Here is a 20,751-nt window from a genome sequence, read left to right on the forward strand (position 1 = left end):
AACAAGCGTTATAAACACTTGCCAGATTTCCCATATTGTAGTCTATTATTCCTAACATCTAAATCCTTTTAAAGCGTAGATTATATCTTTTATTAATTTAAAAATGAGCATAGAGTAAGAGCAAACAAAACATTTACACCCTCTTTTTTTAAAGCTTTTTTAGCCTCTAAAATAGTTGTTCCTGTAGTAAGAACATCATCAACTAAAATTACATCACAATTTTTTACTCCACTATAGATAAATTTTCTTGGATTTTTTTGTCTAAATTCTAGATTTTTTCCAGCATATTTGACAATATTTGTAGCTTTTAAAGTGTTGAAAACTGGTTTTATAAAAGCACTTTTTAAATGCTTTGCCAAAATAGCAGTTTGAGAGAAATCGTGTCTTGTGTGATCATCTATAGGAAGAGCCAAAATAGGGTGGGTGAACTCAAAATTTAAAGCAAATTTAGCAAAACTTAGTTTTGCTAAAATATTAAAAACTCTATCTCCATAGAAGTGATATTTGCTTTGAATTAAATCTTCTAAATCTTTGTAATCATAAAAAGAGTAAACAAAAAAATCTTTCTCTAGCTCTTTTTTATAAAAGTTTGCAGCTAGAAGTTGTTTTTGACAAGTTTTGCAAATGATTTGTAAAGATATTGAATTACAAGTTATGCACAGCATTAAGAAAAATTCACAGTTTGTTGAAATCTTTTTCTAAAATCTTTTGGATTTAAAGATGTCTCTTGTTTGAAAAGTTTTCTAAAACTATTTTCATCAAAATATCCAACTTCCAAAGTAATATCGCTAAAGCTTCTATTTGTAGAGATTAAAAGATCTTTTGCTTTTTCAACTCTTAAATTTTTTAGATATTGTAAAGGCGAAATATTAAGAGCTTTTTTAAATCTTCTTGAGAATGTTTTTTCTGTAAGATTTATATTGTTGGCTAAGTCAAAAATATTTAACTGTTTGTGTAAATTCTCTTTCATATATGAGATACTGTTTTTTATATCTTCATCATCAAAAAGTAAAATTGTAGAGAATGCCTTATACGATTTTTGCGATTCTCTAGCTCTGTCAATTAGCATTAAATTTGCTAGTTGAGTTGCAGTTTTGCAGCTATGAAATTTCTCAATAATATATAAACACAAATCTAAATAAGCATTTATTCCACCAACAGTTATGATATTTTTCTCATCTACTAAGATTTTATCTATATCAAGATTTACATTTGGGTACTCTTTTTTAAACAACTCTTCAGAAGCCCAATGAGTTGTTGCTGATTTATTATCTAATAAACCAGTTTTTGCTAATATAAAACTTCCCAAACAAGCTGAAGATAAAATGGCTTTATTGTTGTGTTGATATTTTAACCACTCAATAATTTGCGAGTTTATATTAAAAATTCCATTTTGAAGTGTTGGTGGAATAATAACTACATCATAAATAGTGTTTGATATAGAAGTTGTTTCAAAATATTTTGTATCTTCTAAGCTTACAAAAGTAGTTTTTATTTCAACTTCTTCTTTTGATTTACAAGAAATATTGTTCAGATGAAATAACTCTTCTATCCCATAAGCAGTCGATTTTAATACATCTTTTAAAATTAAAATAGCTATATTCATAATTTGTCCTAAATAACCTTTTATATGTCAAAAACACCTATTTTAAATTGTAGCATAATATGAAATAATTACAAAATAAAAAAAAGGATAGAATATGTTAAAAAATAGTTTAAATAAATTTGCGAAAAGTGTTTTGCTTTCATCTTTTTTGTTGAGTTATCACTTACTTGCTTCTGAAGTTACTCAAATAAGAAATGCTACAGTTAAAATAAATTATGGTGGAAAAGTTTTTTTAGTAGATCCAATGTTTGCACCAAAAGATTCTTACAAAGGTTTTGAAGGAACTTTAAATAGCCATTTAAATTGGCCAAGAGTTGAGCTACCTTTTTCTATAAATGAGATTTTAAAAGATGTAGATGCTGTAATTATAACTCACACACATCTTGACCACTTAGATGAAACTGCTATTAAAGCGATTCCAAAAGATATTTTGATGTTTTCTCAAGATGAAAAAGATAAAGCATATTTAGAAAAATCAGGTTTTAAAAATGTAAAAATTATGACAAAAAATAGCTCTATTGGAGATGTAAAACTTTCAATAACTGGTGGATTGCATGGAAGTCAAGAGTTAGTTTCTAAATATAAAGAGAAATTAGGAGAAGTTAGTGGCGTTGTTGTTAGTGCAAAAAATGAAAAAACTATATATTTAGCAGGAGATACAGTTTTTAATAAAGATGTAGAAGACGTAATCAAAAATTATAATCCAGATATTATTATATTAAATTCAGGAGATGCACAATTAGGAGATGGAAGCTCAATCTTGATGACAAAAGAGGAAGTTTTGGCTACTCATAAAGTTGCACCAAAAGCTAAAATTATTGCTGTTCATATGGAAGCTGTAAATCATAGTGCCTTAAGTAGAGATGAATTAAAAGAGTATTCAAAACAAAAGGGAATGGAAGATTTTGTATTTATCCCAAAAGATGGAGAGAGTTTGCAGTTTTAATATATAGAGAATTTCTCTATATATTATATTTTTAAAACAGCCATAAAAGCCTCTTGAGGAACATTTACTTTTCCTATAGATTTCATTCTTTTTTTACCAGCTTTTTGTTTTTCAAGAAGTTTTCTTTTTCTTGTAATATCTCCACCATAACACTTTGCAGTTACATTTTTACCCATAGATTTTACAGTCTCTCTAGCAATTATTGTGCTTCCAACACTAGCTTGAATTGCAACTTCAAAAAGTTGTCTAGGAATTAGCTCTTTTAGAGCTTTTACAAACTCTCTTCCTCTTGAAACAGCCTTGTCTTCAGGAACTATTATTGAAAGTGCATCAACTATATCTCCAGCAACTCTAACATCAAGTTTTTTCAAAATTCCTGGTCTAAAGCCAACTGGCTCATAATCAAAAGAGGCATAACCTTTTGTTGTAGATTTTAATTTATCATAAAAATCCATAACAATTTCATTCATAGGTAAGTCGTACTCAAGAAAAACTCTTTTTCCTATGTAATCCATTTTTAATTGAATTCCTCTTTTATCGTTTAAAAGTTTTATAACATTTCCCAAAAATTCATCAGGAACTAAAATTGTAGCTTTTACATAAGGTTCTAAAATTGATTCAATATAGTTTGGTTCAGGAAGCTCGCTTGGATTTTGAATAGTTATTTTTTCTCCATCTCTTTTTAAAACTTCATAAATAACTGTTGGAGCAGTTGCTATTAAATCTAAGTCAAACTCTCGCTCTAATCTCTCTTTAATAACTTCCATATGAAGCATTCCTAAAAAACCTGTTCTAAATCCACTTCCAAGAGCGGCTGAGCTTTCAGGTTCAAAAGATATTGAAGAGTCATTTAATTTTAGTTTATTCAAAGCCTCTCTTAAATCCTCAAATTTATCAGTCTCTATAGGATAAAGTCCTGCAAATACAAACGGTTTAGCAGGTTCAAAACCATCAATAATCTGTGCAGTTGGATTTTTTGCATCAGTCATTGTATCACCAACAGCAATTCCATCTAAAGTTTTAAGACCTAGTACAACAATACCAATCTCACCTGTTTTAATCTCTAATGTATCTTCTCTTTTTAGAGGGTGCGGATACATCAAACTTAAAACTTGATGCTCAACTTTTGTATTCATCATTTTTAAAGTTTGACCTTTTTTGATACTTCCATCATAAACTCGAACAAGTGCCAAAGCTCCAAGATAGTTATCAAACCATGAGTCATAAATAAGTGCTTTTGTAGGTGCACTATCATCTCCAATTGGAGATGGAACTCTTTTAATAATAGCTTCAATAAGCTCTTTTACTCCAAGTCCTGTTTTTGCACTTATTAAATTATGCTCTGTACAATCAACTCCAATAGCCTCTTCAACTTCAGCTAAAACTCTCATAGGGTCAGCACTTGGTAAATCTATTTTATTAACAACTGGAAGAAGTTCTAAGTCATTATCCATTGCAATATATACATTTGCTATTGTTTGTGCTTCAACACCTTGAGTTGAATCAACAATAAGCAATGCCCCTTCAGATGATGCTAAAGAACGGCTTACTTCATAAGAGAAGTCAACATGGCCTGGAGTATCTATAAGATTTAGAATATATTTTTCTCCATTTAAAGTGTAGTTTAATCTAACACTTTGAGCCTTTATTGTAATACCTCTTTCTTTTTCTATATCCATATTGTCCATAACTTGAGAGGTCATTTCACGATCACTTATTCCACCACACTCTTGAATAATTCTATCTGCAAGTGTTGATTTACCGTGATCAATGTGAGCTATGATACTAAAGTTTCTAATATTTTTTTGCAATTTTTTTCCTATAAATTTAAAAGATAATTTGTAAAGTGGCAAGATTATATCTAAAAAGCGGTAAGTTTTTTGTTAAATAATTTTTAGAATAAAAAAAAGGGGCTAGAATTTCTAGCCCCTTTTGAAAATTTAAGTAGAAAACTTAAATTATTTAGTCATTACAGCGTGTACTCTTCTGTTTTCTGCTTTACCTTCTACAGTTTCGTTAGAAGCTATAGGTTTAGATTCTCCATAACCAACAGCTTTTAATCTTGATTTTTCAACACCTAATTCTGTTAAAGCTTTAACAACTGAAGCTGCTCTTCTTTCTGATAATTTTTGATTATATTTATCTGAACCAACAGAGTCTGTATGACCTTCTATATCAGCTTTTAATTTTTTATCTGTATTCATAGCTTTTGCAAAATCATGAATTCTTGTTCCATAAATATCTTTAATTTCAGATTTATTTGTATCAAAATTAACATTTAAATTAACTAGAGTCATACATCCAACAGTATCAACTTTTGAACCTCTCATTGTATCTGGACATTTGTCAAGTTCATCAATAACACCATCAGCATCGCTATCTTTTGGAGCAGCTTTTGCAGCTACAGGAGCAGCTACTGCTACAGGAGCAACTTTTGCAGCTTTTTCACCAAAAGGAATAGCTAAACCAAAGTTATATAACAAAGTACTGTCTCCGTTTTGTGCAGATATTAAATGTCTTAAATCAAATTTTAAAGCCATTGCATCTGTTAATTGATATTTTAAACCAACCCCATAGTTTCCAAATAGACCATCTTTTTGGTGTTTAGTTAATTCATTATCAAAAAACTCAACTCCAAGTCCTGCTAATGCGTATAAAGATAAATCAGTAGTTAAACCGTAATCTTTAACTAAGTTACCAAATACTCTAGTAATTGAAGTATCTTGATTTCTTACAGAATTTTTTCCATCAACATCTTGAACTGTTCTTAAAAAACCTAATTCAAATTGATCAATTAATGAATCTTCTGATTGATTAAAACCTAAAGCTAATCCAGCATTTGCATAGTTTCTTTCTAAACTATGATTACCTTCACCAAGAGCTCCACCGATTAATGGAGTGATTTCATATTTGTAGTCACTATTTGCAGCAAGTACTAAAGATGCACAAGCTAATGAAGATAGTAATATTTTTTTCATTTATTTTCCTTAATTTTAAATTACAATACGCGAATTATATCAATAATTTATTAATTTTTTATTAACTTTTGCTTAATTGTTAAAAATCGAATTTACTGATTCGTTATTATGTATTCTTCTTATGGCTTCACCTATAATTGTTGAAGCTGTTAGCACAGTTATTTTTTTTGCATTTTTTTTCGTTGGAATTGTATCTGAGATAACTAATTCATCTAAAACACCATTTGCAACTCTTTCATAAGCAGGCCCACTTAAAACTCCATGCGTACAACAAGCCATAACACTGTTAGCTCCTTTTTCTTTTAAAACTTCAGCAGCTTTTACTAAAGTTCCAGCAGTATCAACCATATCATCTACCAAAATAACATCTTTACCTTTTACATCGCCAATTATGTTCATAACTTGAGACTCATTTGCTTTTTCTCTTTTTTTATCAACTATTACTAAATCGTAACCTAATTTATCAGCATATTGTCTAGCTCTTGCAACTCCTCCAATATCTGGACTTGCAATAATTGGATTTTTTAAATTTTTACTTTTTATATAGTTTACAAAAAGAATCGAACCAAAAAGATTATCAGCAGGAATATTAAAAAATCCTTGAATTTGAGCAGCATGTAAATCAATAGTTACAACTCTATTTATTCCAGCTTTTTCTAATAAATCAGCAACTAATTTTGCACTAATAGGCACTCTTGGGGCTGCTTTTCTATCTTGCCTTGCATATCCGTAGTAAGGAATTACGGCATTTATTGATTTAGCACTTGATCTTTTAAGTGCATCTATCATTATTAAAAGTTCCATTAAATTATCATTTGTAGGAGCACAAGTTGGTTGAATAATATAAACATCTTGACCTCTTACACTTTGAGTTATTTGAACAGATATCTCACCATCACTAAATTTATTTAATTTAGCATCAGATACATTCATTCCTAAGTATTCACCGACTTTTTTTGCAAATTCAGGGTTTGCACTTCCACTAAAGAGTTTAAAAGTAGACATAAAAATTCCTCTAATTTTTGATTTTTCTATTTAAAATAGTAGCAAAAATCTACTTAATAAAAATTTGTTAATTATTAATAAAAGATTAATAAAGTATTAATAAAAAAAACTGTATTATTCCAAAATCTAAAAATAATGATAACAAGTATCATTTAGATTATTAATTAAAGGAGTATTTATGAAAAAATTAAGTTTAGTTGTTTCAACTATTATGTTATCAAGTACAATGTTTGCTGCTTCAGCTTTTGACAAAGAAGTTGATGCTCCTTTAAAGAAAGATAATATAGAAAATGCAAACTCTATAGATGAAGCTTTCAAGAATGGTAAAATCGAGGGAAGCATAGCACTATTTGGATTAACTCAAGATAATAAAGATCAATCTAGAGATTTTGCATTTGGTAATGGTAATTTAACTTTAGGATATAACACTGCTAGTTTTTATGGTTTTAGTTTAGGAACTCAAGTAAAAGGAAATATTAAACTTGGTGAAAAACACAAAGATGATAGAAAAAACGAAGGACCTTTTGAAAACAATGCTTTAATAACTCAAGCATATTTACAATACTCTTTAAATGAGATGTTATTAATTAAAGCAGGTAGATATGAAGGTGAATTAGAGTGGCTTACAGATTATCAACAAGGAGCTATTGCCGAGATTACAGCAATTCCTGATACTACTGTATCTTTAGCATTTTCAAATAGAAAAGCTGAATCAGGAATTGATACAAGTGAAGACTTTTATAAACCACATGATAAAGGTATTTATGTAGTTGATATTAAAAATGAGAGTTTAGAGGGATTGGAAATAAATCCTTACTACTACCAAATTCCAGATGTAGTAAAATTTTATGGTTTAAAAACTTCTTATAATTTAGAACATTTTGGAGCTATTGCACAATATGCAAAGAGTAGCTTAACTAATGAATATAAAACTAATAATAGTTCAGAAAATGATGGTTATGTAGCACATTTTGAGTTAAATGGTAATTTTGAAGATTTAACTTCAGCAGTTGGTTTAATAAAAACAAGTAAAAAAGGTGGAGCTGATATTATAACTTCTTATGGAGATAATATTTCACCATTTGAAGATGGAAATCAAGTATATACTTTAGATGCTAGAACTATTTATGGCTCTTTGGGTTATTCAATTTATGATTTTGACTTTGGTGCTTTGTATGGAATTACAAGATATGATGCGGCAAGCTCTGGATTGAAAGAAAAAGAGTTAAATCTAAGTGCTGGATATAATTTCACAAAAAATTTAAATACAAATATTATGTATGTAAATGTAGATGCTGACCAAGCAAGTGGTGAGACAGACTATAATAAATATTTAGCTAGTGTTGAGTATAAATTTTAGTTAAATAATTAAAAGTGGATTTCCACTTTTAATTATTTTGCACTTTTTATAAAAGCACTTCCTATTACTCTATTTTCATCATAAAAAACAGCCAGTTGTCCACTAGCAACTCCAAAAGCTGGTTCTTTTAATCTTATAATTGCTTTATCATTAATAATTTCAACATCACATAAAATTGTATTACTTCTATATCTTAATTTTACACCACATGAGAATTCTTTATCATCAATATACATATTAAGCTCTTCTCCAACAACTTCATTAACTTCTAAAGCTGGTTTTTTACCAACAATAATAGTGTTATCTTTTGGATTTAATTTTAAAACAAAATGAGGCTCTTGAGCACCTTTAACTGTAAATCCTTTTCTTTTTCCAATTGTATAGTGTGCATAACCTTTATGCTTTCCTACTATATTTCCATTTTGGTCTAAAACATCACCTTCAATATCTATATTTGCGTGTTTTTTTATAATATCAGTATAAACAGTTTCTACAAAACAGATCTCTTGTGATTCATTTTTTTCTGTTATCTTTTTATAAGTTACATCTAAATTTGCACCAAGTTTTATAATATCCTCTTTTTTGTAGTTACTTAGAGGAAACATCATAGAAGCAATAGCCTCTTTAGGAACTTGAGATAAAAAATAGCTTTGATCTTTTGATAAATCATCTGCAACATAGAAAAATTTACCATCAGTTTTTACATAGTGACCAGTTGCAAGAAATGAAGCTCCTTGCTCTTTTGCAAAATCAAGCATTGCACCAAATTTTATATTTTTATTACATTTTACACATGGATTTGGAGTATTTCCATCTATGTAAGAGTTTACAAAATAGTCATAAACATCTTTTTTAAATTTTTTGGATAAATCTAAAATATGATATTTTATACCTAAAAATTTTGCAACCCCATCAATATAACTTAAATTTGATTCGTGGTAACCATCAGTTCTATCATGAAGTTTTAGATAAACTCCTTCAACTTCATATCCATCTTTTTGTAAGATATAAGCTGTAACTGATGAGTCAATTCCTCCACTCATTCCAACCATTATTTTTTGTTTACTCATCTTTTACCTTTTTATTTGTAAAAGCTTATAAAGCCACCACCAAGACAATAATCACCTGAGTATAAAACAAGACTTTGCCCTAGAGTTACAGCTCTTTGCGGATTATCAAACTCTACAATTACTTTTTCCTCACTTGCCTCAACAACCGTACAAGCTTGCTTTTGTTGTCTATATCTAACTTGTGCCATTAACTTATCTCCAACTTTTGGTGCAACTTCTAGTACCCAGTGCATCTGTTTTGCTTCAACAGTTTTACTCATTAGTAACGGATGATTTGTATCTTGAACAACAGTTATTGTGTTATTTACTATATCTTTAGAAGCTACAAACCAAGGTTTATGAGTATTGTTTTCATTTTCATTGCCTTTAAGTCCACCAAGACCTATACCTTTTCTCTGACCTAATGTATAACAAACTAAACCTTTGTGTTTTCCTAAAACTTTTCCATTTTCATCAATAATATCACCTGGGATTGCTTGTAAGTGTTGAGTAATAAACTCATCAAATTTTTGATTACCAATAAAACAAATTCCAGTGCTATCTTTTTTATCGCTAACTGGTAGATTATGCTCTCTTGCTATCTCTCTAACCTCTTTTTTTGTTAAATCTCCAAGTGGAAACATAGCATGACTTAGCTGTTCACTTGATAGTGCATGTAAAAAATATGTTTGATCTTTTGAGCTATCTTTTGGAGTATCTAGTACAAAATGGTCTTTGTATTTTGCAATTTTCGCATAATGCCCAGTTGCAATCATCTTGGCACCCATCTTTTTTGCTTCATTTAAAAATAGATTAAATTTTATCTCTTTGTTACATAAAATATCTGGATTTGGTGTTAGACCTTGTTTTAAACCCTCTAAAAATATATCAAAAACTCTATCTTTGTACTCTTTTACGAAATCTTTTCCTAATACTTCAATACCTATTAATGCACCAACTTTTTTTGCATCTTCAAACTCTATACGATTAGGACACTGGCTACCTTTTATTCCATACTCCCAGTTTCGCATAAATAGTCCAACAACATCATAACCTTGTTGTTTTAACAATAAGGCTGTAACAGATGAATCAACTCCACCTGACATTCCTACAACTACTCTTTTATTTTTATTCATTTTTTTACCTTTAAAAAGATTTTTATATATATTTTAAAGGAATAATCACAGACTCTCTATTTGCCCAATTTTTGTGAGGTATAATTAAATTTTTTGAGTTTATCTTTTTTTTATCAAAAAATATAATATCTATATCTAAGGTTCTAGGCGCATCTTGAAAGGATCGCTTTCTTCCAAATTTTTTTTCATATCTTTGCATAGCTTGTAAAAACTCAAATGCACAAAGATCTGTTTGAAGACGAATTATACCATTTAAAAAATCACTTTGTTCTAAAAAACCAAATGGAGGATTTTTTAAAAGAGGGGAAGTTTTAAGTAAAGTAAATCTTGAATCTTTTTTTAAACATAAGATTAATTTATCAAATATTTTTTTTGTATCTCCAATATTTCCCCCAACTCCAATAGTTACACTATATTTTTTGTTTGAACTAATATTAAAAATTTTTGGAAAATTTGGTGTATAAAAAAGTGTTAAATTAGGTGATAATTTTTTTTTCAAATTTCTCTCTTTTTCTATTTATAAAATTTCAGCTTTGCCATTTTTTATATAAACTGTATCCTCAATTCTTACACCAAACTCATTTGGAATATAAATTCCAGGTTCTACTGTAAATACCATATTATCTTCAATTATAAGCTCACTTTTGCTATTTATATTTGGAAACTCATGAATATCAAGTCCAACACCATGACCAGTGCTATGCACAAAATATTTTCCATAACCAGCTTGAGAGATAAAATCTCTAGCAATCTTATCAATTTCACAAGCTTTCATTCCAGCTCTTGCCTCTTTTATAGATTTTTCTTGAGCTTTTAATACAATGTCATAAATTTTTTGATGCTTTTTATTTTTAAAAGTTTGCTTTCTTTCAAAATTAAAGTTATCAAAATTTGCAACACTAGTACAAGTTCTATCAGAGCAGTATCTTTTATATTTAACTCCTGCATCAACTAAAATTAAATCATCTTTTTTTAATCTTTTGTTTGTAGGAAGTGCGTGAGGTTTTGCTGCATTTTCATTTATTGCAACAATTGGATTAAAAGAGGTTTCAAGCTCTCCTTTTTGACTCATAAATTTGTAAGCATTAAAATATAGCTCTTTTTCACTCTTTTTAAATCCACTATTTTTAATATATTTTGCAAACTCTTTAAAACCATCTTTTCCTAAAGATGATGCTTTTTTAAGAAGTTTTATCTCATAATCACTCTTTATTAATCTTTTTGTTTTTGAAAAATTTATCTCTTCAACAAACTCTATATCTAAATTTTTTACTAAATTTTTATATTCTAAAAAAGTAAAATCATTTGGATCAAAAGTTATAGATTTGATAAGATTTTTTTTCAAAATCTCTTTAGCACTCTCAATTAGATTAGCACTTTCAATAACTTCACAATTTTTTGCATACTCTTTTGCTTCAATTGTATATCTAGCATCTGTAATAAAAAACTTTTCACTTCCTAAATTTAAAAAAATTACATTATCACAAGAAAAATTAACTTCATAATATATCGCATTCTCATTTTTTAAAATAAAATTCACAAATATCCCTTATAGTAAGCTTTAACAAAAATTTAAATATAATCTTACCCAAAATTAATAAAAGGAAAATAATATGAAAATAGCAGTAATTCAAGGACCAAATATAAATATGTTAGGAATTAGAGAACAACATATTTATGGTGGAATGACAATGGATCAAATTCATGAGCAGCTAAACAATGCTGCAAAACAAAATGGAGTTGAATTAGAGTTTTTTCAATCAAATTTAGAGGGTGAGATTGTAGATAGAATTCAAGAGTGTTTAGGGACTGTTGATGCAATTATGATTAATCCAGCAGCATATTCGCACACTTCAATTGCAATAAAAGATGCTTTAAGTGCTGTTAATCTTCCTGTTGTTGAAGTTCATATTTCAAATATATACAAAAGAGAAGAGTTTAGACAAAAATCTGTAACGGCAGGTGCAAGTACTGGAGTAATAACTGGATTTGGAGCTTTTGGTTACCACTTAGGAATGATATCTTTAGTTCAAATTGTAAATGAGATAAAAGCTGTAAATGAAGCAAGAGCACAACAACAAGAGCAAAAATAGTTTATGAAAATTTTAAAAGCAAAATATCTTTTAACATTTGATGAGAATTTTAAAGTTATAAAAGATGGTGCTGTTGTATTTGATGATAAGATTTTAGAGGTAGCCACATATAGTTTTATAAAAAGAAAATATACTCATCTTGAAGTTGTTGATTTAGGAGCAAACTCTGTATTAATGCCAGGACTTATAAATTCACATCTTCATTTGGAGTTTAGTGCAAATAAAACTACACTTAAATATGGAAATTTTTATGATTGGTTAAACTCTGTTATAAAATATAGAGAGCCTTTAATAAACAAAGCAAAGACATCTTTAATTAAAAAAGAGTTAGATAATATTTTAAGAAGTGGAACAACAACTATTGGTGCAATCTCTTCATACTCTTTTGATTTGGAAGCTATTTTAAAAAGTCCAATAAATAAGATATTTTTTTGTGAAGTAATTGGATCAAAGCCAGATATGATAGATGCACTTTTTGCTGATTTTAAAGCACGATTTTATGAAGCACAAAAACACAATAGCAAAAATTTTAAAGCTGCAATTGCAATTCACTCACCATATTCAGTTCATCCATTTTTAACAAGAGAGGTTTTAAATCTAGCAAAGATTGATAATACAGTGGTTACTTCTCACTTTTTAGAGTCAATTGAAGAAAAAAAGTGGCTTAGAAAAGATAAAGGAAGCTTTTTAGAGTTTTTTACAAATTTTTTAAATCAATCAACAGCTACAAACAGACCAATGGAGTTTTTAAATCTATTTAATGGAGTAAGAAACTTATCTTTTACTCACTGTGTAGAGGCAAAAAAAGAGGAGCTTAGTAAAATAAGAGAGTTAAATGCATCTATAAATCACTGTGCTGTTTCAAATAGATTTTTAAATAATAGCAGACTAGATTTAGATAAATTAGAAGATATAAATTTAAGTATTGGAACAGATGGACTTAGTTCAAATAGCTCTTTAAGTATGTTTGATGAGTTAAGAGCACTATTACATATTCATTATGAAAAAAATATAGTTAAATTTTCAAAAATTTTATTAAAAGCTGCAACTGTTGGTGGAGCAAAAGCTTTAGGTTTTGAAAATAGTAAAGGTAGATTAGAAAATGGTTATGATGCAGATATTATAGGTTTTTCTCTTCCTTCAAATATAGAGGATATAGAAGATATTTATATGCACATAATTTTACACACAAAAGAGATAAATAGAGTTATTATAGGAGGAGAGTTTGTTTGATTTTATAAAAAAACTTTTTTCACCAGTTATTTGGTTTTTAGATTTTGTTACAAAATATTTTAAAACTATTGTTTTTTTAACAATTGTATATTTTCTATTTTTTAGCTCAAATGATGAAGAACTTATGAGCAACAATTTTGCAAACTTGCAAAAAATAGATTTAATAGGTGAGATAGTTGATCCTACAAAAGTGTTAGAAAATATTGAAAAAGCTAAAAATGATACAAATATAAAAGGTGTTTTACTGTTTGTAAATAGTCCAGGAGGTGCTGTTGCTCCATCTATTGAAATAGCATTAGCTATAAAAGAGTTGCAGGAGTTAAAACCAGTTGTTGTATATGCAAGTGGAACAATTGCAAGTGGAAGTTACTATGCATCTATTTGGGCCAATAAAATTATTGCAAATCCTGGAACAATTGTTGGTTCTATTGGAGTTATTATGCAAGGATTTGATGCAAGTGAACTTTTACAAAAAGTTGGAGTTCAAACTCAAACTGTAAAAGCTGGAAAATATAAAGAGAGTGGAACAATTACTAGAAAGTGGACTGATTTTGAGCAAAAAGAGCTTCAAAAATTAATAAATAGTACATATAATATGTTTGTTTTAGATGTTGCAACTGCTAGAAATTTGAATATTAAAAATCAACAAAATTTTGCAGATGCAAAAGTTTTTACAGCACAAATGGCAAAAGATGTTGGACTTGTAGATGAGGTTTCAAATATAACTTTTGCAAAAAATAGTTTAATAGAACTAAGCCAAGTTGAAAAAGCTGTTTGGAAAAAAGAGGATAAATTTGAGAAATTTATGGATAAGTTTTTAACAGAGACTATCTCTAAAATTGTGATGAGTTTTTCAAGTAGTTTAAAAGCGATTTAATATATAAAATAAAAAAAGGTAAAGAGAAAAATCTTTACCTTTTTTAAAGAGGAAAATAAAGATTATTTTCTTCTACTTCCACCAGCAACAATATTGTAAGTATCATTTGCTATTACATACTCTTCTTGAGTTGGAATTACAAAGATTCTTGCAGGTGATGCATTTGTAGAGATATCTCTAGCTTCACTTGATCTAACATTGTTTTTAGTTGGATCCATTACAAGTCCCATAGCATCAAGACCAGCACAAACTTTCTCTCTAATTAATGCTGCATTTTCACCAATTCCACCTGTAAAACAAAGTGCATCAACACCATTTAATGCTGCAACATAAGCTCCAACATAAGATTTGATTTTATATGCAACCATATCAATAGCAAGTCTACATCTATCATCACCTTGAGCCATACCATCTAAAACTTCTCTTAAATCTGAAGATTTTCCAGAGATTCCTAAAATTCCTGATTTTTTATTCATAATATCAAGTGCTTGATCAATAGTAATATCTTCTTGTTTCATCATATATTGAATAGCTCCAGCTCCAATATCTCCAACTCTAGTTCCCATCATAAGACCTTGAACAGGAGTTAATCCCATAGATGTATCAATACATTTTCCATCAAATACAGCACTTACAGATGAACCATTTCCTAAGTGACAAACAATAATTCTAGTATTGTGTTTTTTCTCTAACATAGCTCTTGCTTCATTTGATACAAAGTAGTGGCTTGTTCCATGGAAACCATATTTTCTAATACCATGTTTTGTATATTGATCATAAGGAAGTGCATACATATACGCATAATCTGGCATAGTTTGATGAAATGCCGTATCAAATACACCAACATTTGGTTTACCTGGCATTAACTCTTGACAAATTTCAATTCCTGTAATGTTTGCAGGATTATGTAAAGGAGCTAATGGAGATAATCTTTTCATAGCATCAATTACTTCAGGAGTAATTAAAACAGAACTAGCAAACTCTTCACCACCATGAACAGTTCTATGACCTATTGCTTCAATATCATTAATTGAGTCAATAACTTTACCTTCTCCACTTGTTAGAGTAGTTAAAACAGCATTAATAGCTTCTCTGTGAGTTGGCATAGGAATATTTAAAACAAGTTTTTTCCCATCTTTATACTCATGTTTTAAAACACCATCTATACCAATTCTTTCACAAATTCCTGAAGCAAAAACTTTTTTAATAACTGGATTCATTAATTGGTATTTAACCGAAGAACTTCCTGCATTTAATACGAAAACTAACATATTTTTCCTTTTTTTGAAATTTAATTTTTTATTTAATTTGTGTTGCTGTAATAGCTACTAAATTTGAAATATCTTCAACAGAACAACCTCTTGAAAGGTCATTTACAGGTTTATTTAAACCTTGAATAATAGGTCCATGAGCCTCTGCATTTGCAAATCTTTGAACCAGTTTGTAACCTATATTTCCAGATTGTAAATCAGGGAATACTAAAATGTTTGCCTTTCCTGCAACTTTTGAATCAGGAGCTTTTTTAGAACCAACACTTGCAACAATTGCAGCATCAGCTTGAAGTTCACCATCAAATTCAAAATTTACACCTCTTTGTTTTAATATATCACAAGCATTTGTTACTTTATCAACAAGTGGATGAGCAGCACTTCCTTTTGTAGAGAAGCTTAACATTGCAACTCTTGGTTCAAGTCCAACAACACTAGCAGCAGTTGCAGCAGTTGCACTTGCAATATCTGCTAATTGTTCAGATGTTGGATCTGGAATAACAGCACAATCTGCAAATAAAATTAGACCATTGTCTCCAAATTTACCATCAGCTGTTTCCATAATAAATGTAGAAGAAACAGTATTTATACCAGGTGCTGTTTTAATAACTTGAATTGCAGCTTTTAAAACATCAGCAGTTGGAGAGTTTGAACCTGCAACTAAACCATCAGCATCACCAAGTCTTACCATCATACAACCAAAAAATCTTGGTTCGTTTAACATTAAATTTGTAGCTTCTTCTTTTGAAAGATTTTTACTTTTTCTAAGTTCAACAAGCTCATTAATATATCTATCTATATTTGCAAATTTTTTTGGATCTATGATTTTTGCACCTTCTATATTTGCACCACATTTTGCAGAGTCTGCTTTTATAGTATCTTCATTTCCTATTAAAATGATATTTGCAGTCTTATCTTTTAAAACTTGCTCAGTAGCTTTTAAAACTCTCTCATCTTCACTTTCTGGAAGAACGATAGTTCTTAAATTTTGTTTTGCTTTTGCTTTAATATTTTCAATTAAACCCATCTTGCAATATCCTTTCTTTATTCAAATTTAGAAAAAATTATAGTTAAAAGAAATAGCATTAAAGTAGCACAAAAATAGCTTTTTTTTGAGTGAATTTTTGTAAAAAAAAGAGCAAAAATGTGTAGATTTTACATTTTGCTCTAAATTATTTTATAAGATTTTTACTTTTTTAGTAGATTATAAGTATCAGTTGCTATTACAAGTTCTTCATTTGTAGGAATAACAAAGATTTTTGTTTTAGAGTTTTTTGTATTTATCTCTTTGTTTCCTTTCTCTCTTTTTGAGTTTTTATCTTTATCAATCTCAATTCCCATAAACTCTAAACCTTCACAAACCTTTTCTCTAATTAAATCAGAGTTTTCTCCAATTCCAGCAGTAAAACAAATAGCATCAACACCATGCATAAGTCCAGCATAAGAGCATAGATATTTTTTGATTCTATCACATAACATAGTAATTGCTATTTTAGATCTTTTATCTCCATCATTAGCAGCTTTTATAACCTCTCTTAAATCTGAACTAACTCCAGAAACTCCAAGAATCCCTGATTTTTTATTTAAATAATCAAGAATTTGTGTGTGAGATAGACCTTTTTTTTCCATTAAATATGGAATAACACCAGCATCAATATCTCCACTTCTTGTACCCATTACTAAACCTTCAAGTGGAGTAAGACCCATAGAAGTGCTAATTGATTTTCCATCTTTAACAGCACAAACAGATGATCCATTTCCAAGATGACAAACGATAACTTTGCTATCTTTTTTATTTAAAAGCTTAATAGCCTCTTGTGATACATAGTAGTGACTTGTTCCATGAAATCCATATTTTCTTAAGTGATGCTCTGTATAATCAGCATAAGGAACTGCATATAAGAAGTTTTCCATTGGCATAGTTTGATGAAATGCTGTGTCAAAAGTTACTACATTTGGAACTTTTGGCATTAACTCTTGACAAATTTTTACACCCAAAATATTTGCAGGATTATGCAAAGGAGCAAGTGGAATTAGTTCTTCAATTTTTCTAATTACTTCATCATCAACAATAACAGAGCCTTTAAAATACTCTCCACCATGTACAACTCTGTGTCCAATAGCTTTTATCTCATCAATAGAGTTTATAACCTTTGTCTCATCATTTGTAAGAATTCTAAGAACTAATTCAATTGCCTCTTTATGTGTAGGAATTGGAAGTTCAAAAGTAATTTTTTTATTCTCTCCAATTTCATGTTTTAAAATCCCATCAATACCGATTCTCTCAACTAAACCACTAGCTTTTAGCTCTTTAGACTTTATATCAATTAATTGATATTTTAGTGAAGAAGAACCTGCATTTAAAACGAAAATCAACATTTCTATCCTTTTTCTTAAATTTATATTAAAATTTATAATTAATTTTTTGAAATAATATCAAATTAAAACTTAAATAATTTTTTTATTCTGCCCACTCAAAATCAGTTGTGAAAACTATTGTAAGCCAAAGATTTGGATCCTCTTTTCCTAAATCTTTCTCTATCTCATCTCTTAGCATATCCCACTCTTCAAGTTTTTTTGCTGGCCAACTTTTTGGAACTATAAAATAAAGTTCGATCTGTCTTCCTCTTCCAACTCTTGCAACATAGGATCTAAAAGAGTCAAATTTATATTTATTTACAATATTTTTTGCAACAATATCAACATGATTTTTTAAAGAAGATGGAGTTACAAGCAAAATATCTGCAAGTGCTTGTTTAACAGTTTTAAAAGGCATTGGAATTACCAAAATTGATACAAAAATTAGAATAAATGGGTCAATAAATGGTGTAATCCAAGAGAGTTCTCCATCTTTTACAAAGTATCCAAAACCAAAAGCTATAAGATAAGCAAAAGACATGGAAGCTGAAATCAACCAACTAATAGAGTCTAATTTTAAAAATTCAGAATTAATATCTTTATTTGCTTTTCTTATAAAAATTCCCAAAGTAATCTCAACTACAATAGAAATAGCAGTTATAATAATTGCATAAGAAAAGATAATCTCTCTTCCTCCAAGCAAAATACTATCAATTGCATTTATAAAAGCATAAATTGAAGCACCTATTAAAAGTATTCCATTTACTCCTAAAACAATTGGTTCAAGGTGCCAAAATCCCATTGTAAAATGTTTTTCAAGTCTATTTGAGACAATATCTTTTGAAGTTGAAGCTGTAATTAATTTTGCAACAACAAGTGCTAAAATAGTCATTAAAGCATCTATCATTCCATAAATACTATCAAAAATAATAGTTGCAGAACTAGCTAGCAGACCAAAAATCAAACCAAGAATTGCTAAAAAAATTGTGGTAAATATAGAGAGTTTTAGTATCTCTTTTTCTGATTTAAATTTTGATAAATTCATATTTATTTTATTTTTACATTTGGATGATTTTTTAGTTTTAAAAATATCATTGCAGTCATTATTGCATCATTATAAGAGTCATGATTTCCAAATTCTGGAATATCTAAATCATTTACTATAGTTTTAAATTTTAAATCCACAAAGCTTTGAGGGATTAACTCAATTTTAAAATCGTGATAAATCTCAGATACCTCTATACTTCTATTTGGTAGAGTTATTCCCAATAGTGGTTTTAGGTATTTATTTATCATATTTTTGTCAAAATCTAAAAAATATCCAACTAAAGTTCTATTTCCTATAAACTCTAAAAAATCTAAAATCACATCCTCTATTTCACATCCATTTTTTAAATCACACTCTCTTATATGGTGTATTTTGATTGATTTTTCATCTAAAGAGCAGTTTTTAGGTTTAATATATCTTACAAACTTTTTACTTGAAACTATTGTATTATCTTTTATAATTACAGCACCAATAGAGATAATATCATCAATTTGTGGATTTAATCCTGTTGTTTCACAATCAAAACAAGCATACTCATTTTTTAAAGGTTTATCAAATAAAAAACTATATTTTTTATCTTTTAAATTTTTTTTATTAAAATAGTTTGAAATATTTCTAAACATAGTTAAGCTTAAAGTGGTTTTCTAATCGTTTTTTTAGTTTATTTACTATTTTAAAAGAGTCTTTTAGTAAATCTTTTTCCATAATTGTTAATCTATTTGGATTTACAAAATTATCTATCTTCTCTTTTTTATCAAGTTTCTCTAAACTAGCTTTTAGTTTTAAACTATTTAAAATATTAAATGCCATAATCAACTCTTTTGCGCTCTCATCATCTAAAACTTTTAACTCTTTTAAGCTATTTATTCTTTTTATTGTATTTGTATTTAAAACTCTATTTTGAATACTTAAAGATCTAATTCCTTGAACAATTATAAAAATACCACCTCTTTTTATATCAATCTCATCTTTATGTTTTTCATCTTTGCTATTAAATACAAAACCATCAAAAAACCCTAAAGGAACATCAAAACTATTTATAACTCTTGCAAAATTTGTATAAAAACTTTGAGAGTTTGAAGATATTTTAAATAGATAATTTTTTAACTCTTTAATAATTTCAATATCTCCAGATACACAAAGTGCATCATAAAATATTGCAATATTCATAAAGTTATCACCACTTGGACTATTTACCCACTCATAAATAAGCTCTTTAAAATCACTCTGCTTTCTGCACCAATATGGATTTGAAACCATTATATTTCCTTCGCATCTAGGAAATCCAAAATCAACTAAAGTCTCTGTAAAAAGATGAGTAAATTCTCTTAGTTTCTCTTCACTAATAGAGCAATCATCTGAAATAATAAGTGCATTGTCTTGATCAGTTCTAAGTATTTGTTCAGCTCTTCCTTCGCTTCCCATTACAACTAAACAAGATTTTCCAATAAGCTCTTTGGGTGCTAAAATTTTATATAGTTTATCAAGAAGTTTTTTGTTTAGTTGGTTTATCAACTTAGAGATAAACTCTATTTTTACACCTTTTGCATTTAGTGATTTAATTATTTTTATAAATGAGTGTGAAGCCTCTTTTAACTCATCTAAGGTCTCTGCATTAATAATTTGATTTGAAACTGCAAAAGTATTTGTTGCAAAAAATGATGAAAGAGATATTTGATCAAGAATTCCTACAATCTCATCATGGTCATTTTTTACAACTACTCTTTTTAATCCATGTTTTGCCATTTGAAGTTGAGCATTAAATAAAAAATCATCTTCATTTATATAAATTAA

At 28.5% G+C, this 20,751-nt stretch carries 20 protein-coding genes; 5 read left to right on the forward strand and 15 right to left on the reverse strand.

Annotated elements, in window-relative coordinates:
• Positions 1-92: 92 nt before the first annotated feature.
• Both WC168_RS05680 and WC168_RS05685 read right to left on the reverse strand, forming a co-directional pair.
• Entirely contained in the window at positions 93-665 is a 573-nt protein-coding gene (locus WC168_RS05680; protein ID WP_372618047.1) for a ComF family protein, read from the reverse strand.
• Positions 665-1,606 (reverse strand): AraC family transcriptional regulator, encoded by a 942-nt coding sequence (locus WC168_RS05685; protein ID WP_105914549.1) that lies wholly within the window; start codon positions 1,604-1,606, stop codon positions 665-667. The genes WC168_RS05680 and WC168_RS05685 overlap by 1 nt, the downstream gene beginning before the upstream one ends.
• Before the next feature lie 94 nt (positions 1,607-1,700).
• On the opposite strand from WC168_RS05685, the gene WC168_RS05690 reads away from it, so the two are divergent.
• A complete protein-coding gene (locus WC168_RS05690; RefSeq protein WP_372618050.1) occupies positions 1,701-2,552 on the forward strand; it encodes an MBL fold metallo-hydrolase in 852 nt (283 codons plus the stop codon).
• 23 nt (positions 2,553-2,575) lie between these two features.
• Here the strand turns inward: WC168_RS05690 and lepA are convergent, their stop codons facing one another.
• The 3 genes from lepA to WC168_RS05705 all read right to left on the reverse strand — a co-directional run bounded on the left by lepA (position 2,576) and on the right by WC168_RS05705 (position 6,535).
• On the reverse strand, positions 2,576-4,363 hold the full coding sequence (lepA, locus tag WC168_RS05695; RefSeq protein ID WP_372618052.1) for a translation elongation factor 4: 1,788 nt from the start codon (positions 4,361-4,363) through the stop codon (positions 2,576-2,578).
• Positions 4,364-4,510: 147 nt separating this feature from the next.
• Positions 4,511-5,530 carry an OmpA family protein gene (locus tag WC168_RS05700; protein ID WP_105913743.1) on the reverse strand — a complete coding sequence of 340 codons (1,020 nt, stop codon included), beginning with the start codon at positions 5,528-5,530 and terminating at the stop codon, positions 4,511-4,513.
• A gap of 72 nt (positions 5,531-5,602) precedes the next feature.
• The gene (locus tag WC168_RS05705) at positions 5,603-6,535 is read right to left on the reverse strand and encodes a ribose-phosphate pyrophosphokinase (protein WP_066154215.1); all 933 of its coding nucleotides are present in this window, start codon (positions 6,533-6,535) and stop codon (positions 5,603-5,605) included.
• Positions 6,536-6,713: 178 nt separating this feature from the next.
• Here WC168_RS05705 and WC168_RS05710 point away from each other — a divergent pair, with 178 nt between their 5' ends.
• A complete protein-coding gene (locus WC168_RS05710) occupies positions 6,714-7,895 on the forward strand; it encodes an Opr family porin (RefSeq protein ID WP_372618055.1) in 1,182 nt (393 codons plus the stop codon).
• Between the two features lie 32 nt (positions 7,896-7,927).
• Here WC168_RS05710 and mnmA (WC168_RS05715) read toward each other — a convergent pair whose 3' ends face one another.
• The 4 genes from mnmA (WC168_RS05715) to WC168_RS05730 are packed head-to-tail and all read right to left on the reverse strand — an operon-like array spanning position 7,928 to position 11,620.
• Positions 7,928-8,965, reverse strand: a complete 1,038-nt coding sequence (gene mnmA, locus WC168_RS05715) for a tRNA 2-thiouridine(34) synthase MnmA (protein ID WP_372618057.1) — start codon at positions 8,963-8,965, stop codon at positions 7,928-7,930.
• 11 nt (positions 8,966-8,976) lie between these two features.
• On the reverse strand, positions 8,977-10,080 hold the full coding sequence (gene mnmA / locus WC168_RS05720) for a tRNA 2-thiouridine(34) synthase MnmA (RefSeq protein WP_372618059.1): 1,104 nt from the start codon (positions 10,078-10,080) through the stop codon (positions 8,977-8,979).
• Positions 10,081-10,102: 22 nt separating this feature from the next.
• A complete protein-coding gene (gene folK / locus WC168_RS05725; protein WP_066160522.1) occupies positions 10,103-10,579 on the reverse strand; it encodes a 2-amino-4-hydroxy-6-hydroxymethyldihydropteridine diphosphokinase in 477 nt (158 codons plus the stop codon).
• Positions 10,580-10,597: 18 nt separating this feature from the next.
• Positions 10,598-11,620 carry a M24 family metallopeptidase gene (locus tag WC168_RS05730; RefSeq protein ID WP_372618061.1) on the reverse strand — a complete coding sequence of 341 codons (1,023 nt, stop codon included), beginning with the start codon at positions 11,618-11,620 and terminating at the stop codon, positions 10,598-10,600.
• 73 nt (positions 11,621-11,693) lie between these two features.
• Between WC168_RS05730 and aroQ the strand changes: the two genes are divergently transcribed.
• The 3 genes from aroQ to sppA are packed head-to-tail and all read left to right on the forward strand — an operon-like array spanning position 11,694 to position 14,283.
• A complete protein-coding gene (aroQ, locus tag WC168_RS05735; protein ID WP_066160530.1) occupies positions 11,694-12,173 on the forward strand; it encodes a type II 3-dehydroquinate dehydratase in 480 nt (159 codons plus the stop codon).
• Positions 12,174-12,176: 3 nt separating this feature from the next.
• Complete coding sequence (locus tag WC168_RS05740; RefSeq protein ID WP_372618064.1) at positions 12,177-13,406, forward strand: metal-dependent hydrolase; 1,230 nt, start codon at positions 12,177-12,179, stop codon at positions 13,404-13,406.
• Positions 13,399-14,283: a signal peptide peptidase SppA gene (gene sppA / locus WC168_RS05745; RefSeq protein ID WP_372618066.1), complete on the forward strand. Its 885-nt coding sequence runs from the start codon at positions 13,399-13,401 to the stop codon at positions 14,281-14,283. The genes WC168_RS05740 and sppA overlap by 8 nt, the downstream gene beginning before the upstream one ends.
• Before the next feature lie 62 nt (positions 14,284-14,345).
• Here the strand turns inward: sppA and WC168_RS05750 are convergent, their stop codons facing one another.
• The 6 genes from WC168_RS05750 to WC168_RS05775 all read right to left on the reverse strand — a co-directional run.
• Positions 14,346-15,554, reverse strand: a complete 1,209-nt coding sequence (locus WC168_RS05750; RefSeq protein ID WP_129098017.1) for an acetate/propionate family kinase — start codon at positions 15,552-15,554, stop codon at positions 14,346-14,348.
• A 28-nt stretch (positions 15,555-15,582) separates the two neighbouring features.
• On the reverse strand, positions 15,583-16,578 hold the full coding sequence (gene pta / locus WC168_RS05755; protein ID WP_066350406.1) for a phosphate acetyltransferase: 996 nt from the start codon (positions 16,576-16,578) through the stop codon (positions 15,583-15,585).
• Between the two features lie 161 nt (positions 16,579-16,739).
• Positions 16,740-17,930 carry an acetate/propionate family kinase gene (locus WC168_RS05760; protein ID WP_066160543.1) on the reverse strand — a complete coding sequence of 397 codons (1,191 nt, stop codon included), beginning with the start codon at positions 17,928-17,930 and terminating at the stop codon, positions 16,740-16,742.
• Positions 17,931-18,012: 82 nt separating this feature from the next.
• Complete coding sequence (locus WC168_RS05765; protein ID WP_372618068.1) at positions 18,013-18,954, reverse strand: cation diffusion facilitator family transporter; 942 nt, start codon at positions 18,952-18,954, stop codon at positions 18,013-18,015.
• A gap of 2 nt (positions 18,955-18,956) precedes the next feature.
• A complete protein-coding gene (locus tag WC168_RS05770) occupies positions 18,957-19,580 on the reverse strand; it encodes a 3'-5' exonuclease (protein WP_066160547.1) in 624 nt (207 codons plus the stop codon).
• On the reverse strand, positions 19,573-20,751 hold a 1,179-nt coding region (locus WC168_RS05775; RefSeq protein WP_372618070.1), incomplete at its 5' end, for a putative nucleotidyltransferase substrate binding domain-containing protein. The genes WC168_RS05770 and WC168_RS05775, both read right to left, overlap by 8 nt.

This window comes from Aliarcobacter sp., assembly GCF_041672065.1.
Lineage (GTDB): Bacteria > Campylobacterota > Campylobacteria > Campylobacterales > Arcobacteraceae > Aliarcobacter > Aliarcobacter skirrowii.

Bases quoted from the DNA above. Each gene is read 5' to 3' on its own strand.
- WC168_RS05680 (WP_372618047.1), bottom strand. From the start codon at position 665: ATGCTGTGCATAACTTGTAATTCAATATCTTTACAAATCATTTGCAAA.
- WC168_RS05685 (WP_105914549.1), bottom strand. From the start codon at position 1,606: ATGAATATAGCTATTTTAATTTTAAAAGATGTATTAAAATCGACTGCT.
- WC168_RS05690 (WP_372618050.1), top strand. From the start codon at position 1,701: ATGTTAAAAAATAGTTTAAATAAATTTGCGAAAAGTGTTTTGCTTTCA.
- WC168_RS05700 (WP_105913743.1), bottom strand. From the start codon at position 5,530: ATGAAAAAAATATTACTATCTTCATTAGCTTGTGCATCTTTAGTACTT.
- WC168_RS05705 (WP_066154215.1), bottom strand. From the start codon at position 6,535: ATGTCTACTTTTAAACTCTTTAGTGGAAGTGCAAACCCTGAATTTGCA.
- WC168_RS05710 (WP_372618055.1), top strand. From the start codon at position 6,714: ATGAAAAAATTAAGTTTAGTTGTTTCAACTATTATGTTATCAAGTACA.
- mnmA (WP_372618057.1), bottom strand. From the start codon at position 8,965: ATGAGTAAACAAAAAATAATGGTTGGAATGAGTGGAGGAATTGACTCA.
- mnmA (WP_372618059.1), bottom strand. From the start codon at position 10,080: ATGAATAAAAATAAAAGAGTAGTTGTAGGAATGTCAGGTGGAGTTGAT.
- aroQ (WP_066160530.1), top strand. From the start codon at position 11,694: ATGAAAATAGCAGTAATTCAAGGACCAAATATAAATATGTTAGGAATT.
- WC168_RS05740 (WP_372618064.1), top strand. From the start codon at position 12,177: ATGAAAATTTTAAAAGCAAAATATCTTTTAACATTTGATGAGAATTTT.
- WC168_RS05750 (WP_129098017.1), bottom strand. From the start codon at position 15,554: ATGTTAGTTTTCGTATTAAATGCAGGAAGTTCTTCGGTTAAATACCAA.
- pta (WP_066350406.1), bottom strand. From the start codon at position 16,578: ATGGGTTTAATTGAAAATATTAAAGCAAAAGCAAAACAAAATTTAAGA.
- WC168_RS05760 (WP_066160543.1), bottom strand. From the start codon at position 17,930: ATGTTGATTTTCGTTTTAAATGCAGGTTCTTCTTCACTAAAATATCAA.
- WC168_RS05765 (WP_372618068.1), bottom strand. From the start codon at position 18,954: ATGAATTTATCAAAATTTAAATCAGAAAAAGAGATACTAAAACTCTCT.
- WC168_RS05770 (WP_066160547.1), bottom strand. From the start codon at position 19,580: ATGTTTAGAAATATTTCAAACTATTTTAATAAAAAAAATTTAAAAGAT.